Source organism: Nocardia sp. KT25-26 (assembly GCF_056627695.1).
In genome coordinates this window covers 949,015-969,433 of record NZ_CM152813.1, presented here as the reverse complement: position 1 = coordinate 969,433, position 20,419 = coordinate 949,015, and the positions used below count along the sequence as shown (strand labels likewise).

General features: G+C 67.1%; 17 protein-coding genes. 9 read left to right on the top strand and 8 right to left on the bottom strand.

The annotated features are described in order from the left end of the window. Positions 1 to 145 precede the first annotated feature (145 nt). The 5 genes from AC1HFH_RS04540 to AC1HFH_RS04520 all read left to right on the top strand — a co-directional run bounded on the left by AC1HFH_RS04540 (position 146) and on the right by AC1HFH_RS04520 (position 3,737). Entirely contained in the window at positions 146 to 637 is a 492-nt protein-coding gene (locus AC1HFH_RS04540; RefSeq protein ID WP_480246172.1) for a SixA phosphatase family protein, read from the top strand. Between the two features lie 60 nt (positions 638 to 697). Then, positions 698 to 1,399 (top strand): antibiotic biosynthesis monooxygenase, encoded by a 702-nt coding sequence (locus AC1HFH_RS04535; protein WP_480246171.1) that lies wholly within the window; start codon positions 698 to 700, stop codon positions 1,397 to 1,399. Positions 1,400 to 1,502: 103 nt separating this feature from the next. Next, positions 1,503 to 1,814, top strand: a complete 312-nt coding sequence (locus tag AC1HFH_RS04530) for a GNAT family N-acetyltransferase (protein ID WP_480246170.1) — start codon at positions 1,503 to 1,505, stop codon at positions 1,812 to 1,814. A 134-nt stretch (positions 1,815 to 1,948) separates the two neighbouring features. Next, positions 1,949 to 2,935, top strand: coding sequence for a pirin family protein (locus tag AC1HFH_RS04525; RefSeq protein ID WP_480246169.1), 987 nt, complete (start codon positions 1,949 to 1,951; stop codon positions 2,933 to 2,935). 166 nt (positions 2,936 to 3,101) lie between these two features. Then, on the top strand, positions 3,102 to 3,737 hold the full coding sequence (locus tag AC1HFH_RS04520; RefSeq protein WP_480246168.1) for a DUF8020 domain-containing protein: 636 nt from the start codon (positions 3,102 to 3,104) through the stop codon (positions 3,735 to 3,737). Between the two features lie 16 nt (positions 3,738 to 3,753). Here AC1HFH_RS04520 and cynS read toward each other — a convergent pair whose 3' ends face one another. Beyond that, the gene (gene cynS / locus AC1HFH_RS04515) at positions 3,754 to 4,203 is read right to left on the bottom strand and encodes a cyanase (protein ID WP_480246167.1); all 450 of its coding nucleotides are present in this window, start codon (positions 4,201 to 4,203) and stop codon (positions 3,754 to 3,756) included. A gap of 244 nt (positions 4,204 to 4,447) precedes the next feature. On the opposite strand from cynS, the gene AC1HFH_RS04510 reads away from it, so the two are divergent. The 3 genes from AC1HFH_RS04510 to AC1HFH_RS04500 all read left to right on the top strand — a co-directional run bounded on the left by AC1HFH_RS04510 (position 4,448) and on the right by AC1HFH_RS04500 (position 6,932). Beyond that, positions 4,448 to 5,287: a formate/nitrite transporter family protein gene (locus tag AC1HFH_RS04510; protein WP_480246166.1), complete on the top strand. Its 840-nt coding sequence runs from the start codon at positions 4,448 to 4,450 to the stop codon at positions 5,285 to 5,287. Between the two features lie 68 nt (positions 5,288 to 5,355). Beyond that, the gene (locus AC1HFH_RS04505) at positions 5,356 to 6,042 is read left to right on the top strand and encodes a hypothetical protein (RefSeq protein ID WP_480246165.1); all 687 of its coding nucleotides are present in this window, start codon (positions 5,356 to 5,358) and stop codon (positions 6,040 to 6,042) included. Between the two features lie 68 nt (positions 6,043 to 6,110). Then, positions 6,111 to 6,932, top strand: coding sequence for a DUF1460 domain-containing protein (locus tag AC1HFH_RS04500; RefSeq protein WP_480246164.1), 822 nt, complete (start codon positions 6,111 to 6,113; stop codon positions 6,930 to 6,932). Positions 6,933 to 6,970: 38 nt separating this feature from the next. Here the strand turns inward: AC1HFH_RS04500 and AC1HFH_RS04495 are convergent, their stop codons facing one another. The 7 genes from AC1HFH_RS04495 to rplJ all read right to left on the bottom strand — a co-directional run bounded on the left by AC1HFH_RS04495 (position 6,971) and on the right by rplJ (position 18,353). Further along, complete coding sequence (locus tag AC1HFH_RS04495; protein ID WP_480246163.1) at positions 6,971 to 7,630, bottom strand: molybdopterin-dependent oxidoreductase; 660 nt, start codon at positions 7,628 to 7,630, stop codon at positions 6,971 to 6,973. A 106-nt stretch (positions 7,631 to 7,736) separates the two neighbouring features. Beyond that, the gene (locus AC1HFH_RS04490) at positions 7,737 to 7,940 is read right to left on the bottom strand and encodes a hypothetical protein (RefSeq protein WP_480246162.1); all 204 of its coding nucleotides are present in this window, start codon (positions 7,938 to 7,940) and stop codon (positions 7,737 to 7,739) included. An 82-nt stretch (positions 7,941 to 8,022) separates the two neighbouring features. Continuing rightward, positions 8,023 to 11,976: a DNA-directed RNA polymerase subunit beta' gene (locus tag AC1HFH_RS04485; RefSeq protein WP_480246161.1), complete on the bottom strand. Its 3,954-nt coding sequence runs from the start codon at positions 11,974 to 11,976 to the stop codon at positions 8,023 to 8,025. 100 nt (positions 11,977 to 12,076) lie between these two features. After that, on the bottom strand, positions 12,077 to 15,577 hold the full coding sequence (rpoB, locus tag AC1HFH_RS04480) for a DNA-directed RNA polymerase subunit beta (RefSeq protein WP_480246160.1): 3,501 nt from the start codon (positions 15,575 to 15,577) through the stop codon (positions 12,077 to 12,079). A gap of 497 nt (positions 15,578 to 16,074) precedes the next feature. After that, positions 16,075 to 17,148: an ABC transporter ATP-binding protein gene (locus AC1HFH_RS04475; RefSeq protein WP_480246159.1), complete on the bottom strand. Its 1,074-nt coding sequence runs from the start codon at positions 17,146 to 17,148 to the stop codon at positions 16,075 to 16,077. Positions 17,149 to 17,380: 232 nt separating this feature from the next. Further along, positions 17,381 to 17,767: a 50S ribosomal protein L7/L12 gene (gene rplL / locus AC1HFH_RS04470; protein WP_480246158.1), complete on the bottom strand. Its 387-nt coding sequence runs from the start codon at positions 17,765 to 17,767 to the stop codon at positions 17,381 to 17,383. Positions 17,768 to 17,822: 55 nt separating this feature from the next. Continuing rightward, positions 17,823 to 18,353 (bottom strand): 50S ribosomal protein L10, encoded by a 531-nt coding sequence (gene rplJ / locus AC1HFH_RS04465; protein ID WP_480246157.1) that lies wholly within the window; start codon positions 18,351 to 18,353, stop codon positions 17,823 to 17,825. A gap of 433 nt (positions 18,354 to 18,786) precedes the next feature. Between rplJ and AC1HFH_RS04460 the strand changes: the two genes are divergently transcribed. After that, entirely contained in the window at positions 18,787 to 20,403 is a 1,617-nt protein-coding gene (locus AC1HFH_RS04460) for an MFS transporter (RefSeq protein ID WP_480246156.1), read from the top strand. Positions 20,404 to 20,419 lie beyond the last annotated feature (16 nt).

The window sequence follows — 20,419 nt, the reverse complement described above, 5'->3', positions numbered from 1 at the left end:
CGCGCGGCTCATCACCAGTGTGACGCACCCCCCAGTCTGCCTCGAGTGTGAGTCCCGCCTCAGCAAACCGGAGGGTGTTCGACCGCAGGTGACCGACCCGGGCGGCAGCGGTGGCGATTCCGCTGCAGTTTTCTACTGTGGAGCCATGGTGCGGACCCTGATCCTGATGCGGCACGGCAAATCGGCCTATCCGGAAGGCGTGGGTGACCACGGCCGCCCGCTGGCGCCCCGCGGCCACCGGCAGGCCGGGCTGGCCGGGGATTGGCTACGCGCCCACCATCCAGATATCGATGCCGTGCGGTGTTCGACGGCCACCCGTACCCGGGAGACGCTGACCGCGACCGGCATCACGGCTCCCGTCGAGTACTGCGACGAGATCTACGGCGCCGAGCCGGACGTCCTGATCGAGTTGGTGCAGCTCACCGATGCCGCCGTCGGCACCCTGCTGGTGGTCGGGCACTCCCCCGGCATGCCCTGGACGGCCTGGGACCTGACCGCCGACCACGACAGCGATGCCGCCGTCGAACTCAGCCGGAGGTTCCCCACCTCGGCGCTGGCCGTCCTGCAGTTCGACCGGCCGTGGGCGGAGATCGGCCCGGGCACCGGCGACCTGCGCACCTTCCACATCCCACGCTGATCGACATCGGCGCCCGATCGGCTTGCTCGGAGTGCGCTCCAGGTCGCTAGCGTCAGGCGCATGAACGAAACAGCCACTCGGGTCGACGACCGGAACCGCCCCCGCTATTCGATCGGCGAGGCAGCGGAGCGGTCCGGCCTGAGCCGGGACACCCTCCGCTGGTACGAGCGGATCGGGCTGATGGACTATGTCGGCCGCGACCACAGCGGTCAGCGCCGGTTCAGTGATCAGGACCTGGACTGGCTGGACCTGATCGGCAAGCTCCGTCGGACCGGCATGCCGGTCGCCGATATGGTCCGCTACGCGGAACTGGTGCGGGCGGGCGAGTCGACGTTCCCGGAACGGCTGGAGATGTTCCGGCAGACCCGGTCCGATGTCCTGGCCAAGATCGCCGGGCTGCAACAGACCGTCGCAGTCCTGGACTACAAGATCGCCGCCTACTCCGGTGCGGAGCCGACCTCGGACACGGCCGCCACCCTGACGCTCAACGTGCGCTTCACTGCCCGGCCGGACCGAGCCGATGAACTGCGCGACGAGCTCGAACGGCTCATCGAACCCACCCGCGCCGCCACCGGCTGCCTGGCCTACGAGCTGTACCAGGATCCGCACGATCCGACCCGGATCGCTCTGCTCGAGGAGTGGACGGACACCGGAGCATGGGAGGCGAACCTGCGCGCCCCGCATCTGGAACGTTTCCTGGCCGTCGCCGATGCCCTGCTCCAGGAGCCGTTCCAGGCGCGGCAGCTGCGGAACGCCGGCTGAGGACGGATTCCCGCCCCACCCCGGCGGGTCACGTAGCCCGGCGCCGGGTGTGCCACGCAGTAGCATTCGGGGTGTCGCTGTCGCATCCGGAAAGGAATCCGCCGTGGCCGGAAACATCCCCGGGGTCGAGATCGTCCACAATGCCGACCGGAACCGGTACGAGGTGCACTACCAGGGCGAACTCGCCGGGTTCACCGAATACGTGGAACGCGACGACATCACCGACTTCGTCCACACCGAGGTCGACGATGCCTTCGCCGGAAAGGGCCTTGCCGGTGCCCTCGCCGACGCCGCACTGGCCGATGTGATCGCTCGCGGCCGGGTGATCCAGGCGCACTGCCCGTTCATCGTGCGCTACCTGGAGAAGCACCCCGAACTGGATCCACATGTACTGGGCAAAGGCGTGGTCCGGTGAGCGAACCGACCAGCACAGCGCGCCTCGCGCACGGGGCGCCGAGCGGAGCGAGGTGACCCGTGAGCGAGCCTGCGAGCGAACCGACCAGCACAGCGCGCCTCGCGCACGGGGCGCCGAGCGGAGCGAGGTGACCCGTGAGCGATCTGGAGGCGAATCCGGGTGAGTCGCTGTGCCGTCCTGCGCCCGGTCCAGGTCCGGTGACCTGCCGTTATCCGGCGCGCGAGGTTCCGCTGGGCGGGGTGCGCGGGGTGTTCGTGGAGCGGGTGCTGCCGCAGCGGGATCTGCCGACCGTGGGCGCCTGGTGTTTCCTCGATCATTTCGGTTCCCCGAAGGTGACCAGGACCGGTGCCCCGCCGGATATCGATCCGCACCCGCATATCGGGTTGCAGACGGTGACCTGGCCGTTCGAGGGCCGCGTCCGGCATCGGGATTCGGTCGGTTCGGATGTGCTGATCGAGCCGGGCCAGTTGAATCTGATGACCTCCGGCCGCGGCATCGCACATTCCGAATACGCGGACCGGCAGGCCCCGGCCGGGCACGGCCTGCAGTTGTGGATCGCGTTGCCCGGAGACCGGACCGGCATCGCACCGCACTTCGAACAGCACCGGAACCTGCCGACCTTCCGGCGCGACGGGCTGCGTGCCGTGGTGCTGATCGGCACGTTCGCCGGCGTGACCTCACCGGCCACCGCCTACACCCCGATCATCGGTGCCGACCTGCATCTGGCGCCCGGCGCAGTCGTCACGGTGCCGCTCGACCCGGGCTTCGAGCACGCCCTGCTGGTGATCGACGGCTCCGTACGGGTCACCGGCGACGAGCTCACCCCGGGCCCGCTGCTCTACCTGGGCAGCGACCGAGCCGAGCTGACCATCACCAGCGCACCGGGCGCGCACGCCGTGCTCATCGGCGGTGCACCGTTCGGCGAGGAACTGGTGATGTGGTGGAACTTCGTCGCCCGCAGCCATGCCGAGATCGTCGCCGCCCGCACCGCCTGGGCCGAGCACGACACCACCCGGTTCGGCGATATCGCCGGACACCCGCCGGAGCAGCGCATTCCGGCGCCCCCGCTGCCGCCGCTGCAACTGAAACCGCGGCGCCGCCGCCTCACCACACCCGGCTGACCACCCAACGTTTTTGTCACAGGTGCCGGAATCCGGGCGGAGCGCATCGGATCTCGGCCGGCCCCGGTATCTTGTTCGCGAGTCGCCGTGCCGGTCGCGCGGCGACGCGGACCGTGCTGCCGTTTCCCGGTGGCAGCCGCGTCGGTCACCGAACAGGAAGAGGATGATGCGTTTCTCCGGATTCACCGCTGTCGCACTGGTCAGTGCGGCACTCGTCGCCGCCGGACCTGCCACCGCACATGCCCGGCCCGCACCGGAACCGGCCGCGACGACGGCACCCGAATTGACGGGCGTGGTGGACGGAGTCGGCTACGAGGTGGGCCTGACCGAGGACCGGCACGGAGTGTCGGCGATCCTGGATGCCGGGCGCTTCGAACTGATCGAAGACGGTGAGATCGTCGCCGTCACCGATGCGGACGGCGAGATCGTCGCCGCCCTGCCGATGCTGGTGCGGGCGGAGGAGCACGAGGTGGCGCTGATCCCGGAGATCGACGAGACCGGCACCGAGCTCACGCTGACCCCGGACGGCGCCACCGATGCACCGTTGCGCGATATCAGCGCCGCGGACCGGTTCTTCGCCGAGACCGAACGGCTGCAGCCGGAGATCACCACCGGCGCCGTGATCGGCGGCGCCATCGGTTTCGTGCTCGGCTTCCCGCTCGGCCTGTTCGTCCTGGACTTCATCACCGTCCCGCTGGCCACCGTGGCCGGCGCCGCCATCGGCGCGATGGCAGCGTATGCCGCCGCCGGCGGACAGCCCGCGATCGATGCCGCGATCGCCTACGCCACCGGAGCCCCCTGATCGGCGTAGTAGGTGGTCACCAGCGGTAGTCGAGGAATTTGCCGTCGAAGGTGACCACCACCCGGTCCCCGTCCGGATCTGGCCGGCGAGCGAAGTCGACCTTGAAGTTGATCGCACTCATGATGCCGTCGCCGAATTCCTCGTGGATCAGTTCCTTCAGTGCGGGGCCGTAGACCGCCAGCGCTTCGGTGAAGCGATAGATCACCGGGTCCGCCTGCACCGCGGCCGAGGTGCCGCGGACCGGCTGGTGCCGCAATGCCTCGGCGACGGCCTCGTCGAGTTCGAGCAACCCGCAGACCGACGCTGCCTGCTCAGCGGTCATCGGATGCTGACCGAGCAGCGCCGCGGTGGTCCACACCAGGGGCGCCCCGATCTTCTCGGCGATCTCGGCCCAGCTCAGCCCCTTCCGGATCCGCGCCGCCACGACGAGATCCGCGGCGACAGTTCTGCTCATGATCGGTTGCATCGGCACTCCTCCGGTCGGATTCACCGGACAGCCTCGCACCGCAGGGGCACCCTCCGCGCCCCGAGCCGCAGGTGTTAACCCAGACCTCACAAACGGCACCGAAAGTGACCGCAGTGCAACACACTCGGCATGCACTTTCGGTGCGCGGACGCGAACTCGGCCGAAACATGGGCGCATCCGCTACGTCACCGAGGGGACATGCGCATGTCGCAGACTGCGCTCGAACTCGAGGAAGGAATGTGCCATGTCGTACCTGCAACCCGCCGACTTCGTCGGCAAGATGGTCGACGCCGGCGAGGCGAAGGCTTTCATGTCGACTCGGGACACGGTGATCCGCGCCTACATGGCGGGCGCCATCCTCGCCCTGGCGGCCGCGTTCGCCGTCACGATCACGGTGCAGACCGGTGAACCGTTGCTGGGAGCCGTGTTGTTCCCGGTCGGCTTCTGTATGTTGTACCTACTCGGATTCGACCTGCTCACCGGTGTTTTCACGTTGGTTCCGCTGGCCCTGATCGATAAGCGGCGCGGAGTGACTGTCCGGGCGATGCTACGCAACTGGGGTCTGGTGTTCATCGGGAACTTCGCCGGTGCCTTCACCGTCGCAGTGATGATGGCCATCATCGTCACCATGGGATTCGATATGGATCCCAACGAGGTCGGGCAACGACTCGGGGCGATCGGTGAATCCCGGACCGTCGGCTACGCCGACCACGGGGCCGCCGGCATGCTGACGCTGTTCATCCGCGCCGTCCTGTGCAACTGGATGGTTTCCACCGGTGTCGTAGCAGCCATGATGTCGACCTCGGTGTCCGGCAAGGTGATCGCCATGTGGATGCCGATCATGCTGTTCTTCTACATGGGTTTCGAGCACTCCATCGTCAACATGTTCCTGTTCCCCTCCGGGCTGCTACTCGGCGGCGACTTCTCGGTGAGCGACTACCTGATCTGGAACGAGATCCCGACCGTGCTCGGAAATCTGGTCGGCGGTCTCACCTTTGTCGGCCTCACCCTGTACACCACGCACGGCCGCACCGCACCGGCTCGGCCCCGGCCGGCGGAATCCACAGCATCGAGCTCCTCATGACCGCACCGGTCGTCGATGCCGGCCGCCGGTAAGGTGAGCGCGGCATCGACGATCTGTGGGAGGGGCCGATGGAGAACCCGCTGGCCGATATCGATCGGGCACTGGCGGCGCAGGTCGGCTGGGGCTGGTTCGACGATCACCTGCTGTACACCAGCGGCATCCTCGATCTGCTGCGCAACGGGCGGATGGGAGTTCTGCGTTCGCATCCCACCCGCGCTCGGTTGCATCCGGGTGAGGTCTGCCTCGGTGACGGTTCGGCGACCTGGTATCGGTGGCGCACCGGCGGCAATCCGGCCGCCGTCCTGCCGCCGCCGACGTACACCCGCACCGTGACCAGTCCGATGTGGTGGTTGCCGACCGCTGCCGCGCAACCGCATTGGGTCGCCGACCATCCCGGCCGGGTGATGATCTCCGAGCAGCGGATCCACCTGGGTAACCCGGTGCACTCGTTCTCGCTGTACTGGCGGGATCTGGATACCGTCGACCTGCACGACCCGACCGGATTCTGCTGCCGGATCCGGGATCGTCAGGGCACCCTGCACCAATTGCTGATCCGCACCCGGTGGGCGGTGCTGCTGTTCGTCCTGGCCGCCCACAAGCACTTCCCGGAGCACCCGGTGTACCGGGCGGGCAGCTGGCTCCCGCAGGGCTTCGAGGCGAAATGCCATCTGGTCGGCAAGACCTGTCCGGGCGTCCGGCGGGTACCACCACCGGATGCCGTGGCCACGACGACGCCGATCGGGCCGGGCCGCTGATCCCGCCCCGGCCCGGTGGACGCCGCCGCTAGGCTGGTGGCCGTCCCGGACCGAGTGAGGAGATCGCCGTGCGCCTGATCGTTCGCCTCCTGCTGATCGTGCTGGTGCTCGCCGGTGGATCCCTGCCCGCGGCGGCGCAGGCCCGGCCCGATCGGGTTCCGCTCGACGAATCCACCGCCGCGCTGCTGGACGAGGCACTGGCGCTGCGCGCGGAAGCGGGGACCGCCGATCGGGCCGAACTGATCGATACCCTGTCGGAGCTGTTCCTGGGCCGCCCGTACCGGGCGGGCATGCTGGTCGGCTCGGCCACCCGGGACGAACAGCTGGTGATCGACTTCCGCGGCCTGGACTGTTTCACCTACCTCGACTACGTCCATGCCCTCACCGAGGCGCGCACCCGCGACGAATTCGTATCCGCCGTGGTCCGCACCCGCTATCGGAACGGGCTGGTCGGTTTCCAGCACCGCCGGCATTTCTTCACCGACTGGGCCTACGCCGGCTCGGCCGCCACCGATGTCACGGCCGAGCTGAGCCCCGCGGCGGTCACCGTCGGCAAGCAGCTGAACGTGAAGCCCGACGGCGGCCGCTATCTGCCCGGGCTGCCGGTTACAGCCCGGGACATCACCTTCATCCCGGCCGAAGCGGTCGATGCCGACCTGCTCGGCACCCTGCGCACCGGCGATTACCTCGGCGCCTACTCCCCCGCGGCCGGGCTGGACGTGACCCACGTCGGCATCGTGCGGCAGACGCCCGATGGCCCGATGTTCCGCAACGCCTCCTCGCTGGACCGATACGACCGGGTGGTGGACCAGCCGCTGGGCGAGTACGTGGCCACCATCCCCGGCATCGTGGTGCTGCGTCCCACGCGGCTCGACATGGGCGATCGCTGACCACCCACCTCCGCGCACCCGAGACCGGTGCAGCGCGCTCAGCGGCTACCGCGGGCGCTCAATGCGCGAATCGGCCCGATCAGCATCCGGTAGACCGGCCGGACCACCCGGCCCGGCAGCACCCGGTGGCGTTCCTCCTCCCACACCCGGGCGCGCGCATGCGACGCCAGCGGTGACCAGCGGTCGGGAACCGGCGGGGTGCCGGCGTGGAACTCGACGCGGCACAGATGCTTGATGTTGACGAAACCGTACTGCCCCGGGCTGACCAGCCGCACCGGAGCGCCGTGGTCGCCGTCCAGGGGCCGGCCGTTCAACCGGTCGGCGATCAGGACGTCCTCGGCGCGGAGATCGTCGAGCAGCGCGATCGACCGGACCCCGTCCGCCCCTGCGCATTCGACGTGGGTGATCGATTCCGGTGCGGTGAGTCGCGGCGCCACCAGGTCCTGGAAGAATGCCTCGAACGGCACCCCGGCCCAGCGCAGTCCGGTCGCCGACCACCCGGCGACACAGTGGAAGTCGGCCGTGACCTGGCACCGCGTCGATTCGGTGACCTCGGTCAGCGGCAGCGTGAACTCTTCCCCGTCCGGGCCGATGATCTCGAGCACCGGATCGGCCGGAACCGGCGGTGGCGGATGGTGCAGATGGGTGCCGAATCGCGGAAATCCCTCGACCGCACGTTGTCCCGGTGGCAACGTCATACCGACCTCCAAATATACGGAACCGTATATTTGGAGCGTACCGCGCTGCCCCCCAGGACGTCGAGCCGAGCGGCCGCCCCTCGACCGACCACCGACGATCAACCGGTCAGCGCAGTAGCTTGCCGCCGACCACGACCACCCCCGCCATCACAAGCAGCAGCACGAAGGCGGCGAACCCGCCCAGCAGCCACCAGACTCCCACCAGCACCAGCACGAACGGTGCGGCGGCCACCGCAGTGATGAACGGACTCTGCTTGACCGTCGCCCACGCGGCACGCGCCCGGGTCCGGTCGATTTCCTTGCCTGCCATACCTTCCAGGCTACGGCCTGCGGACACAACTGTGGCCCCCGCTCGAAGAGCGGGGGCCACAGTCGAGGAGAGCGCTACCGGATTACCGGTAGTCGCTGAATCCGTAGTCGTCCAGCGGGACCGCGGCACCGGTGGTGGTACCGAAGCCCTCCGGGCTGTAGTAGGTGTCGTCGTAGGACGGCACCGCGTACGCGGCGGCCCGGGCCTCCTCGGTCGGCTGCACCTGGATGTTGCGGTAACGGTTGATACCGGTACCGGCCGGGATGAGCTTACCGATGATGACGTTCTCCTTGAGACCGATCAGCTTGTCGGAGCGGGTGTTGATCGCCGCATCCGTCAGCACGCGAGTGGTCTCCTGGAAGGACGCCGCCGACAGCCACGAATCCGTGGCCAGCGAGGCCTTGGTGATACCCATCAGCACCGGACGGCCGGAAGCCGGCTCGCCGCCCTCGGCCACCACCCGGCGGTTCGCTGCCTCGAAGTCGGCGCGCTCGGTGAGCGAGCCGGGCAGGAATTCGGTGGCACCCGAATCGATGATGGTCACCCGGCGCAGCATCTGCCGGACGATCGTCTCGATGTGCTTGTCGTGGATGGACACACCCTGCGACCGGTACACCTCCTGGACCTCGTGGACCAGGTGCACCTGCACCTGACGCGGGCCCATGACGCGCAGCACCTCGTGCGGATCGGCAGCACCCTCGAGCAGCTGCTGGCCGACCTCGACGTGGTCGCCGTCGGAGAGCAGCCGTTCGGTGCCGTCGTCGTGCTTGAACACGCGCAGCCGCTGACGCTTCGACAGCTTGTCGTAGACCACATCGTCGGAACCGTCGTCCGGAATGATGGTGATCTTGTAGAAGCGGTCGTCGTCCTCCAGCCGGACCCGGCCGGAGACCTCGGCGATCGGGGCCTTGCCCTTGGGGACCCGGGCCTCGAACAGCTCCTGGACACGCGGCAGACCACCGGTGATGTCGTCGCCGGCGACACCACCCTGGTGGAAGGTACGCATGGTCAGCTGGGTACCGGGCTCACCGATGGACTGGGCGGCGACGATACCGACGGCCTCACCGATGTCGACCAGCTTGCCGGTCGCCATCGAACGGCCGTAGCAGACGGCGCAGACGCCGGTGCCGGTGGCACAGGTCAGCACGGAGCGAACCTTGACGTCGGTGATACCGGCCTCGAGCAGCGCCTCGATCGCCGGATCGCCCAGGTCGGCACCCTTGGCGACGACCACGTTGCCCTGCTCGTCGAGGGCGTCGGCGGCCAGCGTCCGGGCGTACGCGGAGGTCTCCACGTGCGCGTCCCGGATCAGCGTGCCGTCGGCCTGCTTCTCCGCGATCGGCACGGTGATGCCGCGTTCGGTGCCACAGTCGTTCTCGCGCACGATGACGTCCTGCGAGACGTCCACCAGACGACGGGTCAGGTAGCCCGAGTCCGCGGTACGCAGCGCGGTGTCGGCCAGACCCTTACGCGCACCGTGGGTGTTGATGAAGTACTCGAGCACGGTCAGGCCCTCACGGAACGAGGACTTGATCGGGCGCGGGATGAACTCACCCTTCGGGTTCGTCACCAGACCCTTCATCCCGGCGAGGGTACGGGTCTGGGTGAAGTTACCGGTCGCACCCGAGTCGACGATCGTGATGATCGGGTTGTCGGCGGGGTAGTGATCCCGCAGCGCCTTACCGACCTCTTCGGTCGCCTCCTGCCAGATCTTGACCAGGGCGTTGTTGCGCTCCTGGTGATCGAGCGCACCACGCTGGTACTTCTTCTCGATCTGATCGGACTGCGCCTCGTAGCGCTCCATGATCTCCGCCTTGTTCGGCGGCACCAGCACGTCGGACATGGAGACGGTGACACCGGACCGGGTGGCCCAGTAGAAACCGGCGTCCTTCATCTTGTCGACGGTCTGCGCGACCACGATCATCGGGTAGCGCTCGGCCAGATCGTTGATGATCGTGGCCTGCCGCTTCTTCGGCATCTGCTCGTTGATGAACGCGTAGTCCGGCGGCAGCAGCTCGTTGAACAGCACCCGGCCCAGGGTGGTCTCGGCGAGCCAGGCGTCGCCGGGCTGCCAGCCCTCGGGGAACAGCTCGGCCTCGATCTCCTTCGGCGGACGCTGGTCGGTCAGCCGCACCTTGATCAGCGACCGCATGGTCAGCTCACCACGGTCCACCGCCATCTGCGCCTCGGCCGGCGAAGAGAACACGCCGACCTCGGGCTCGTCGCCTTCGGCGGCCCGGTAGGTGCCGGGCGCGTCCTCGTCGATCCGGGTCAGGAAGTACAGACCGGTGACCATGTCCAGACGCGGCATAGCCAGCGGGCGGCCGGACGCCGGCGACAGGATGTTGTTCGAGGACAGCATCAGGATGCGGGCCTCGGCCTGCGCCTCCGCCGACAGCGGCAGGTGCACGGCCATCTGGTCACCGTCGAAGTCGGCGTTGAAGGCCTCACACACCAGCGGGTGCAGCTCGATGGCCTTGCCCTCGACCAGCTGCGGTTCGAAGGCCTGGATGCCGAGGCGGTGCAGCGTGGGCGCACGGTTCAGCATCACCGGATGCTCGCCGATGACCTCTTCGAGGACGTCCCACACCTGCGGCCGCTGCCGCTCCACCATCCGCTTGGCGGACTTGATGTTCTGCGCGTGGTTCAGGTCGACCAGGCGCTTCATCACGAACGGCTTGAACAGCTCCAGGGCCATCAGCTTGGGCAGACCGCACTGGTGCAGCTTCAGCTGCGGGCCGACGACGATGACCGAACGGCCGGAGTAGTCGACACGCTTACCGAGCAGGTTCTGCCGGAACCGGCCCTGCTTGCCCTTGAGCAGATCCGACAGCGACTTGAGCGGGCGGTTACCGGGACCGGTCACCGGCCGGCCACGACGGCCGTTGTCGAACAGCGCGTCCACCGACTCCTGCAGCATCCGCTTCTCGTTGTTGACGATGATCTCGGGCGCACCGAGGTCGATCAGTCGCTTGAGGCGGTTGTTGCGGTTGATCACGCGGCGGTACAGGTCGTTCAGGTCGGAGGTGGCGAAACGGCCACCGTCGAGCTGAACCATCGGCCGCAGTTCCGGCGGGATCACCGGCACCGCGTCCAGGACCATGCCCATCGGCGAGTTGTTGTTGTTCTGGAACGCCGCGACGACCTTGAGCCGCTTGAGCGCACGCAGCTTCTTCTGGCCCTTGCCGGTGCGGATGGTCTCGCGCAGCGACTCGGCCTCGGCCTCGATATCGAAGCCCTCCATCAGCTTCTGGATGGACTCCGCACCCATCGCGCCGGTGAAGTACTCACCGTAACGGTCGACGAGCTCACGGTAGAGCACCTCGTCGACGATCAGCTGCTTGACCGACAGCTTGGTGAAGGTGGTCCAGATCTCCTCCAGGCGATCCAGCTCACGCTGGGCCCGGTCCCGGATCTGGCGCATCTCACGCTCGCCGCCGTCCTTCACCTTGCGGCGGACGTCGGACTTGGCGCCCTCGGCCTCCAGCTCGGCGATATCGGCTTCCAGCTTCTGCGCGCGGGCCTCGAGGTCGGCGTCGCGCTGATCGGCGACGGCCTTCTTCTCGACCTCCATCTCCGCCTCGAGGGTGGAGAGTTCGTTGTGCCGCAGCTCCTCGTCCACCGCGACGATCACGTACGCGGCGAAGTAGATGATCTTCTCGAGATCCTTCGGCGCCAGGTCCAGCAGGTAACCCAGGCGCGAGGGGACGCCCTTGAAGTACCAGATGTGGGTGACCGGCGCGGCCAGCTCGATATGACCCATCCGCTCGCGACGCACCTTGGCGCGGGTGACCTCGACGCCACAGCGCTCACAGATGATGCCCTTGAAGCGGACACGCTTGTACTTACCGCAGTAGCACTCCCAGTCCCGGGTGGGCCCGAAGATCTTCTCGCAGAACAGGCCGTCCTTCTCCGGCTTGAGCGTGCGGTAGTTGATCGTCTCCGGCTTCTTCACCTCACCGTAGGACCAGTTACGGATGTCCTCGGCGGTGGCCAGGCCGATCTTGAGTTCATCGAAGAAGTTGACGTCTAGCACGTAACTTCCTTTCCCCTGTTCGGGTCCGATACGAGCAAAAGTTCACTAGTAGGTCGAGCGCGAGTGGCCGGGCCGGTGGGTACCGGCCCGGCCGCTACGCCTAGTTCGCCAGATCGTCGACGGTGGCCGCTTCGTTCCGGGACAGGTTGATGCCCAGGTTGGCCGCCGCGCGCTCCAGGTCCTCGTCGTCGCCGTCGGACATCGCGATGGCCGCGCCGTCCGACGACAGCACCTCGACATTGAGGCACAGCGACTGGAGTTCCTTCAGGAGCACCTTGAACGATTCCGGAATGCCCGGCTCCGGAATGTTCTCGCCCTTGACGATCGCCTCGTAGACCTTCACTCGGCCCACCACGTCGTCGGACTTGATGGTCAGGAGTTCCTGCAGCGTGTACGCCGCACCGTAGGCCTGCATGGCCCAGCACTCCATCTCACCGAAACGCTGACCACCGAACTGCGCCTTACCACCCAGCGGCTGCTGGGTGATCATCGAGTACGGGCCGGTCGAACGGGCGTGGATCTTGTCGTCGACCAGGTGGTGCAGCTTCAGGATGTACATGTAACCGACCGCGACCGGGAACGGGAACGGCTCGCCGGAGCGGCCGTCGAGCAGGGTCGCCTTGCCGTTCTCGTCGACCATGCGCTCGCCGTCGCGGTTCGGCAGGGTCGAGCCGAGCAGACCGGCCAGCTCGTCGTCGCGGGCACCGTCGAAGACCGGCGTCGCGATATTGGAGTCCGCCGGGGCACCCAGCATCTCCTCCGGCAGCGTCTGCGCCCAGTCCGGCCGGCTGCCGTCGCCGGCGATCTGAACCTGCCAACCGGCCTTGCCGATCCAGCCCAGATGGGTTTCCAGCACCTGGCCGACGTTCATACGACGCGGCACACCGTGGGTGTTCAGGATGATGTCCACCGGGGTGCCGTCCGGCAGGAACGGCATGTCCTCGGTCGGCAGCACCTTGCCGATGACGCCCTTGTTGCCGTGGCGGCCGGCCAGCTTGTCGCCGACCTGGATCTTGCGCTTCTGTGCCACGTACACCCGGACAAGCTCGTTCACGCCCGGAGGCAGGTCGTCGTCGTCCTCGCGGGAGAACACCCGGATGCCGATGACCTTGCCGGACTCGCCGTGCGGCACCTTCAGCGAGGTGTCGCGGACCTCGCGCGCCTTCTCACCGAAGATCGCGCGCAGCAGCCGCTCCTCGGGGGTCAGCTCGGTCTCGCCCTTCGGGGTGACCTTGCCGACCAGGATGTCGCCGTCGCGGACCTCGGCACCGATCCGGATGATGCCGCGCTCGTCCAGGTCGGCGAGGACCTCGTCGGAGACGTTCGGGATATCCCGGGTGATCTCCTCGGCGCCCAGCTTGGTGTCGCGGGCATCGATCTCGTGCTCCTCGATGTGGATCGAGGTGAGGGTGTCGTCCTCGATCAGCCGCTGGCTGAGGATGATCGCGTCCTCGTAGTTGTGGCCTTCCCACGGCATGATCGCCACGAGCAGGTTCTTGCCGAGCGCCATCTCACCGTTCTCGGTGCAGGGGCCGTCGGCGAGGACCTGGCCCTGTTCGACCCGCTGGCCCTCGTCCACGATCGGACGCTGGTTGGAGCAGGTGCCCTGGTTGGAGCGGTTGAACTTGCGCAGCCGGTAGGACTTGCGGCTGCCGTCGTCGGCCATCACCGTGACGTAGTCGGCGGAGACCTCCTCGACCACACCGGCCAGGTCGTTGACGACCACATCGCCGGCGTCGACCGCGGCCCGCAGCTCCATACCGGTGCCCACCACGGGGGACTCGGAACGGATCAGCGGCACGGCCTGACGCTGCATGTTCGCGCCCATCAGGGCACGGTTGGCGTCGTCGTGCTCGAGGAACGGAATCATCGCGGTCGCGACCGACACCATCTGGCGCGGCGAGACGTCCATGAAGTCGACCTCGGTCGGCGAGGCGAATTCGACCTCTTCACCGGCCCGGCGCACCAGCACGCGGTCGTCGACGAAACGGCCGTCGGCGTCCAGCGGCGAGTTGGCCTGGGCGCGGACGTGCCGGTCCTCCTCGTCGGCGGTCAGGTAGACCACCTCGTCGGTGACCCGGCCCTCGACGACCTTGCGGTACGGGGTCTCGATGAACCCGAACGGGTTGACCCGCGCGTACACCGACAGCGAACCGATCAGGCCGATGTTCGGGCCTTCCGGGGTCTCGATCGGGCACATCCGGCCGTAGTGCGAGGGGTGCACGTCACGGACTTCCAGGCCGGCGCGTTCCCGGGACAGACCGCCGGGGCCCAGCGCCGACAGGCGGCGCTTGTGGGTCAGGCCGGACAGCGGGTTGTTCTGGTCCATGAACTGCGACAGCTGGGAGGTTCCGAAGAACTCCTTGATCGCGGCGACCACCGGGCGGATGTTGATCAGGGTCTGCGGCGTGATCGCCTCGACGTCCTGGGTGGTCATCCGCTCGCGGACGACCCGCTCCATCCGGGACAGGCCGACCCGGATCTGGTTCTGGATCAGCTCACCCACGGTGCGCAGGCGGCGGTTGCCGAAGTGGTCGATGTCGTCGACCTCGACCGGCACTTCCTGACCACCGGGCGCGGTCATGCTGGTGTCCCCGGCGTGCAGGCGCACCAGGTACTCGATGGTGGTGACGATGTCTTCCTTGGTCAGCACCGAGCTGGTGACCGGCTCACCGACGTGGATGCCCAGCTTCTTGTTGATCTTGTAGCGGCCGACGCGGGCCAGGTCGTAGCGCTTCTCCTTGAAGAAAAGGTTCTCCAGCAGAGTCTGCGCGGACTCCTTGGTCGGCGGCTCACCCGGACGCAGCTTGCGGTAGATGTCCAGCAGCGCCTCGTCCTGCCCCGGGGTGCTGTCCTTCTCCAGGGTGGACATCATGATCTCGGAGAAGCCGAAGCGCTCGACGATCTCCTCGGTGGTCAGGCCCAGTGCCTTCAGCAGCACGGTGACCGGCTGCCGGCGCTTGCGGTCGATGCGCACACCCACGGTGTCGCGCTTGTCCACGTCGAATTCCAGCCAGGCGCCACGGCTCGGGATGACGCGGACGCTGTGCAGGTCCTTTTCGGTGGTCTTGTCGATCGAGTGATCGAAGTACACGCCCGGGGACCGGACCAGCTGCGAAACCACGACACGCTCGGTGCCGTTGATGATGAACGTGCCCTTGTCGGTCATCATCGGGAAGTCGCCCATGAACACCGTCTGCGACTTGATCTCGCCGGTGTTGTTGTTGATGAACTCCGCGGTGACGAACAACGGCGCCGCGTAGGTCATGTCCTTTTCCTTGCACTCCTCGATGGAGGCCTTGACCTCTTCGAAGCGCGGATCGGAGAAGGACAGGGACATGGAGCCGGAGAAGTCCTCGATCGGCGAGAGCTCCTCGAGCACCTCCTCCAGTCCGCCCGCCAGGCCCGCTTCGCCGCGGGCCGCGACGCGCTCGCGCCAATCGGGCGAACCGACCAACCAGGCGAACGAGTCCGTTTGTAGGTCGAGAAGTCCGGGCACCTCGAGAGGCTCTCGGATCTTCGCGAAGGAAACCCGCTTCGGGGCCCCCGGGATTCCAGCCTTGGTCTGGGTGGAGACTGCCAAGATGCGTCCTTCCAGCACCTCACGCGCGTCGCGTGGTGGTCCGCGACCGTCGCTTGCCTGCTACGTTGAGATTCTTGCTGGTCACGACCTGATCGAGACCCGAACAGGCAGCAGCGGAAGTAACACCGGAAGGTGGAACTCACGTGTGCAGATCGAGGTATGGACAGGAGGCAGCCAGCGCAACGTCCAAACTTACACCCTTATAGAAGGGCGTGTCAACATACCATCCACACGGTGTTCCGCGTGGCAAACGCGCCGAACCCGACAGACGCTGGCCGCGCCGCTGTCCGAACACTGGGGGCAACCGCCTCCGGACACCCCTGCTGTGACAAGAGTGACGGAATCCGGCAGTCCGCGTCAAGTGCTCGGACCCCGGCGGGCAGAAGGCAACTCACCGCTACGCGGGCTGCACCCGGCGCCCCGGACCACCCGGACGAGCCGCCCGGGCCGGGACGGTCCGGACACGGATCGGGCCCCGGCGCGGTCGCCGGGGCCCGATCCGATCTGCCGGAGATTCAGCCGTTGACCGGGCCGTTCGGAACGGTCTTGTCGAAGGTCGCCTCCGAGTAGGCGGGCAGCACCTGGGTGGCCTCGGAATCCGAATCGGCCAGCGAGTCCTGGATCGCCACCTGCGCGGCATGCGGCAGGGTGTGCATGATCTCGCGCACCCGGGCCTGGCGGCGGATGACCGCCTGCCGGACCGGCATCCCCGGCTCCGCCCGCATCTGCGGGATGATCCCCTCGATCTCCTCGGCGCCGCCATGATGGTGACCGGCGTCGACCAGCGCCTGCTCGCGGGCCATCTGGGCTTCGTCCTTCTCCTCGGACATGCCGATCGGGCCGATCATCCGGCCGTTGAGGAACTGCTTGACGACCGGCTCTTCCGAGGTCAGCAGCACCTCACGCGGACCGAACATGACCAGCTGCCGGCGGAACAGCATGCCGATGTTGTCCGGCACGGTCCGGGCCAGGTTGATGTTGTGCGTCACGATCAGGATCGTGGCGTCGATCTGCGCGTTGATGTTGATCAGCAACTGCGCCAGGTACGAGGTACGCACCGGGTCCAGACCGGAGTCCGGCTCGTCGACCAGAATGATCTGCGGATCCAGCACCAGCGCGCGGGCCAGGCCGGCGCGCTTGCGCATACCGCCGGAGATCTCGCCGGGCAGTTTGCCCTCGGCGCCGAGCAGACCGGTCAGCTCCAGCTTCTCCATCACGATCTGCCGGATCTCGCTCTCCGACTTCTTCGTGTGCTCACGGAGCGGGAAGGCGACATTGTCGAACAGATTCATCGAACCGAACAGCGCGCCGTCCTGGAAGAGCACGCCGAACAGCTTGCGAATCTCGTAGAGCTCCTTGTTGGAGCAGGTGGTGATATCGGTGCCGTCGATGTAGATGGACCCGCGCTCCGGGCGCAGCAGGCCGATCAACGACTTCAGGAACACCGACTTACCGGTACCGGACGGGCCGAGCAGCGCGCTCACCTCGCCGGAGGGCAGAGTCAGGGAGACGTCCTGCCAAATCCGCTGGGAACCGAACGACTTCGTTACGCTTTCGGTCCTGACCTCGACGCCCACGCCAACCTCCATTGCTTCCCTGCGAGCAGCCCACCCCGCGTACCGCGCGCGTTTTCCGGCGGTGCGTCACGTCACAGTGGGTCCGGTCACTGTAACCCATCGGTGAGACAGGGCACACCCCTACATGACCGAAGAGTAACCTCATCCGTTTTGTTCTGCTCCCCACAACAGTCGCATGTCCCGGAAAACGAGGAACGGGCGGCCCCCATAGGGGACCACCCGTTCGCACAATGCCGGAAGTGAATTACTTCAGCGAGACCTTGGCACCGGCCTCTTCCAGCTTGGTCTTGGCGGCCTCGGCGGCCTCCTTGTCGACACCCTCGAGCAGCGCCTTCGGGGCACCCTCGACGAGCTCCTTGGCCTCCTTCAGGCCCAGGCCGGAGACGACCTCACGGACCACCTTGATGACCTGGATCTTCTTGTCGCCGGCACCCTCGAGGATGACGTCGAACTCGTCCTTCTCCTCCTCGGCCGGGGCAGCGGCACCCGGAGCAGCGGCGACCACGGCGGCAGCCGGAGCAGCGGCGGTGACGTCGAACTTCTCCTCGAACGCCTTCACGAACTCGGACAGCTCGAGCAGGGTCATCTCCGAGAAGACGTCGAGCAGCTCATCCTGGGACAGCTTGGCCATTGTTGTTTCCTTTCGGTAATCGAATGTCTACGTCGGCGCTCGCGCCGGACGGGTATTACTCGGCAGCGCCTTCGGCCTGCTTCTTGTCCTGCAGGGCGGCAGACAGCCGGGCCACCTGCGAGGCGGGAGCCTGGAACAGCGCCGCGGCCTTCGACATGTTGCCCTTCATCGCACCGGCCAGCTTGGACAGCAGGACCTCGCGGGACTCCAGGTCGGCGAGCTTCTCGACCTCGGACACGGACAGCGCAGCGCCGTCCATGTACCCGCCCTTGATGACGAGTGCCTTGTGCTCCTTGCCGAAGTTCTTCAGCGCCTTGGCAGCGTCGACCGGCTCACCCTTGATGAAGGTGATGGCGGTCGGGCCGACGAACAGCTCGTCCAGGCCCTCGACGCCCGCTTCCGCGGCCGCCCGCTTGACCAGGGTGTTCTTGGCGACGGAGTACGTGGCGCCGGCACCGAGCGCACGGCGCAGTTCGGTGATCGCACCGACGGACAGACCACGGTATTCCGTGACCACGGTGGCCGTGGAGGTCTCGAACTGCTCCTTGATCTCCGCAACCGCGGCGACCTTCTCGGGATTTGCCATACTTCGCCTCCTCTCTGATGTCGGTTCGGGTACCGAACTACCGATCAGACGGCCGGCGACAAAACGAACGCCCCGGACGCAGAGCGTTCCGGGGCGCAGAAGAACATGATCGCGACGCCATGGCGGCGCGTAGGTTCCGATGCCTCGGTCCTCCCTGCGTGGGCCGCCGGCAATGTCGCCGGACCTTCGATCGAACCCGCGAACGGGATCGACGACCAACGGTCTTCGGTAGAACGAAATCGGGTGGCAGTCGAACTCGTCGACGACCGAGGTCCAATGTACCTGCACCGGCGGCGAACTGCCAAAACGGGGTACAGATCAACAGCCGGGAGTACCAGTTTCGTGACACATACCACACCATATGCTTCGAAGTGACCAGAAAGACAATTCTGACTGTTACGTTCGGTGACAGTAATCTGTTTCACTATCGACCATGACCACCATCGAAGTCGCTCCACCGAAGACGCTGGACCGGCGACCGTTGCGGTTTCTCGCCCTGGCCGTCATCTGCCTGGCCGAACTGCTGGTCGTACTGGACAACACGATCGTCAACGTGGCGCTGCCCTCCATCGGCGTCCAGCTGCACACCGGCGTCAGCGGCCTGCAATGGGTCGTCGACGCCTACACGTTGACCTTCGCGGGTCTGCTGCTCGCCTTCGGCAATCTGGGCGACCGGTACGGCCGCCGCCGGATCATGCTGATCGGTCTCGCCGGGATCGCCGTCATGTCGATCGGCGGCGCCCTCGCCGGTTCGATGACCGAGGTGATCGCGGCACGAGCCGCCATGGGTGTGTTCGCAGCCGCGGTGTTTCCCGCCACCCTCGCCCTGATCATCAACATCTTCACCGACCGGCGCGAACGCGCCCTGGCCATCGCCGCGTGGACCGCCATGGCCGGGTTCGCCATCGCCATCGGCCCGGTGACCGGCGGCTGGCTGCTCGAGCACTTCAGCTGGCATTCGGTGTTCTGGATCAATGTGCCGGTCGCAGTGATCGCCTTCGCCGCCACCCTGGCCTGGGTGCCGGAATCCCGCTCCACCGAGGTCGGCCGGCTGGATCTGCCCGGCATCGGATTGTCCGTCGCCGGTATCACCCTGCTGGTCTGGGCCATCATCGAAGCACCACACAACGGCTGGACCTCGGCGACCACGCTCGGCACCGGGGCGATCGGCGCCGTGTTGCTCACCGGTTTCGTTCTCTGGGAATTGCGCACGCGCACACCGATTCTCGATATGCGTTTGTTCCGGAACCGGCGATTCTCGTTTCCCGCGCTGGCAATCGCTGTCGCCTACTTCTCGATGTTCGGCTTCCTGTTCCTGATCACCCAATACTTCCAGGGCGTCCGGGAATACACGCCGCTCGAATTCGGTATCGCGTCATTGCCGTTCGCGGTATCGGTCGCCATCGGCGCTCCGGTCGCCACCCTGCTGGCGCAGCGTTTCGGCAGCACGCCCGTGATCGTGTTCGGGTTGCTGCTCACCGGACTCGGCCTGTATCTGGTCCGGCATGTCACCGTCGAGAGCGCCTATCTGACCGATGTGCTGCCGTCGATGGTCGCCATGGCGCTCGGCATGGCCATCGTGCAGGGCCCGTCGACCGAATCGATCATGTCCTCGCTGCCGCTGAACGAGGCGGGTGCCGGATCGGCGGTCAACGACACCACCCGCGAGGTCGGCGGCACCCTCGGCGTCGCCGTCCTCGGCTCCATCGTCGCGTCCTTCTACACCACCCGCGTCGCCCCGATCCTGGAGAACGTGCCCGGCGGAATCATGGACGACGACCAGAAGAGCCTGGTTCTGGCCAGCCCGATCAGCGTCCTGGAGATCCGCGCCTCCGATCTGCCGCCCTTCCTGGAACCGGCCCGGGAGAACCTGATCACCGATATGAAGATCGCCACCATGGCAGGCGCCCACGCCGCCTCCCTCGTCGCCACCCTCGCGGTCCTGGCCTGCGCCGTCGTCGTCGCCCTGTTCCTGCCCTGGGGCCGGCAACACAGCGAATCCGTCCTGCTCGGCTGGCGTAAGAACGATTCGGACCCGACCGGCAGCTGATTCCGGCCGCAGAAAC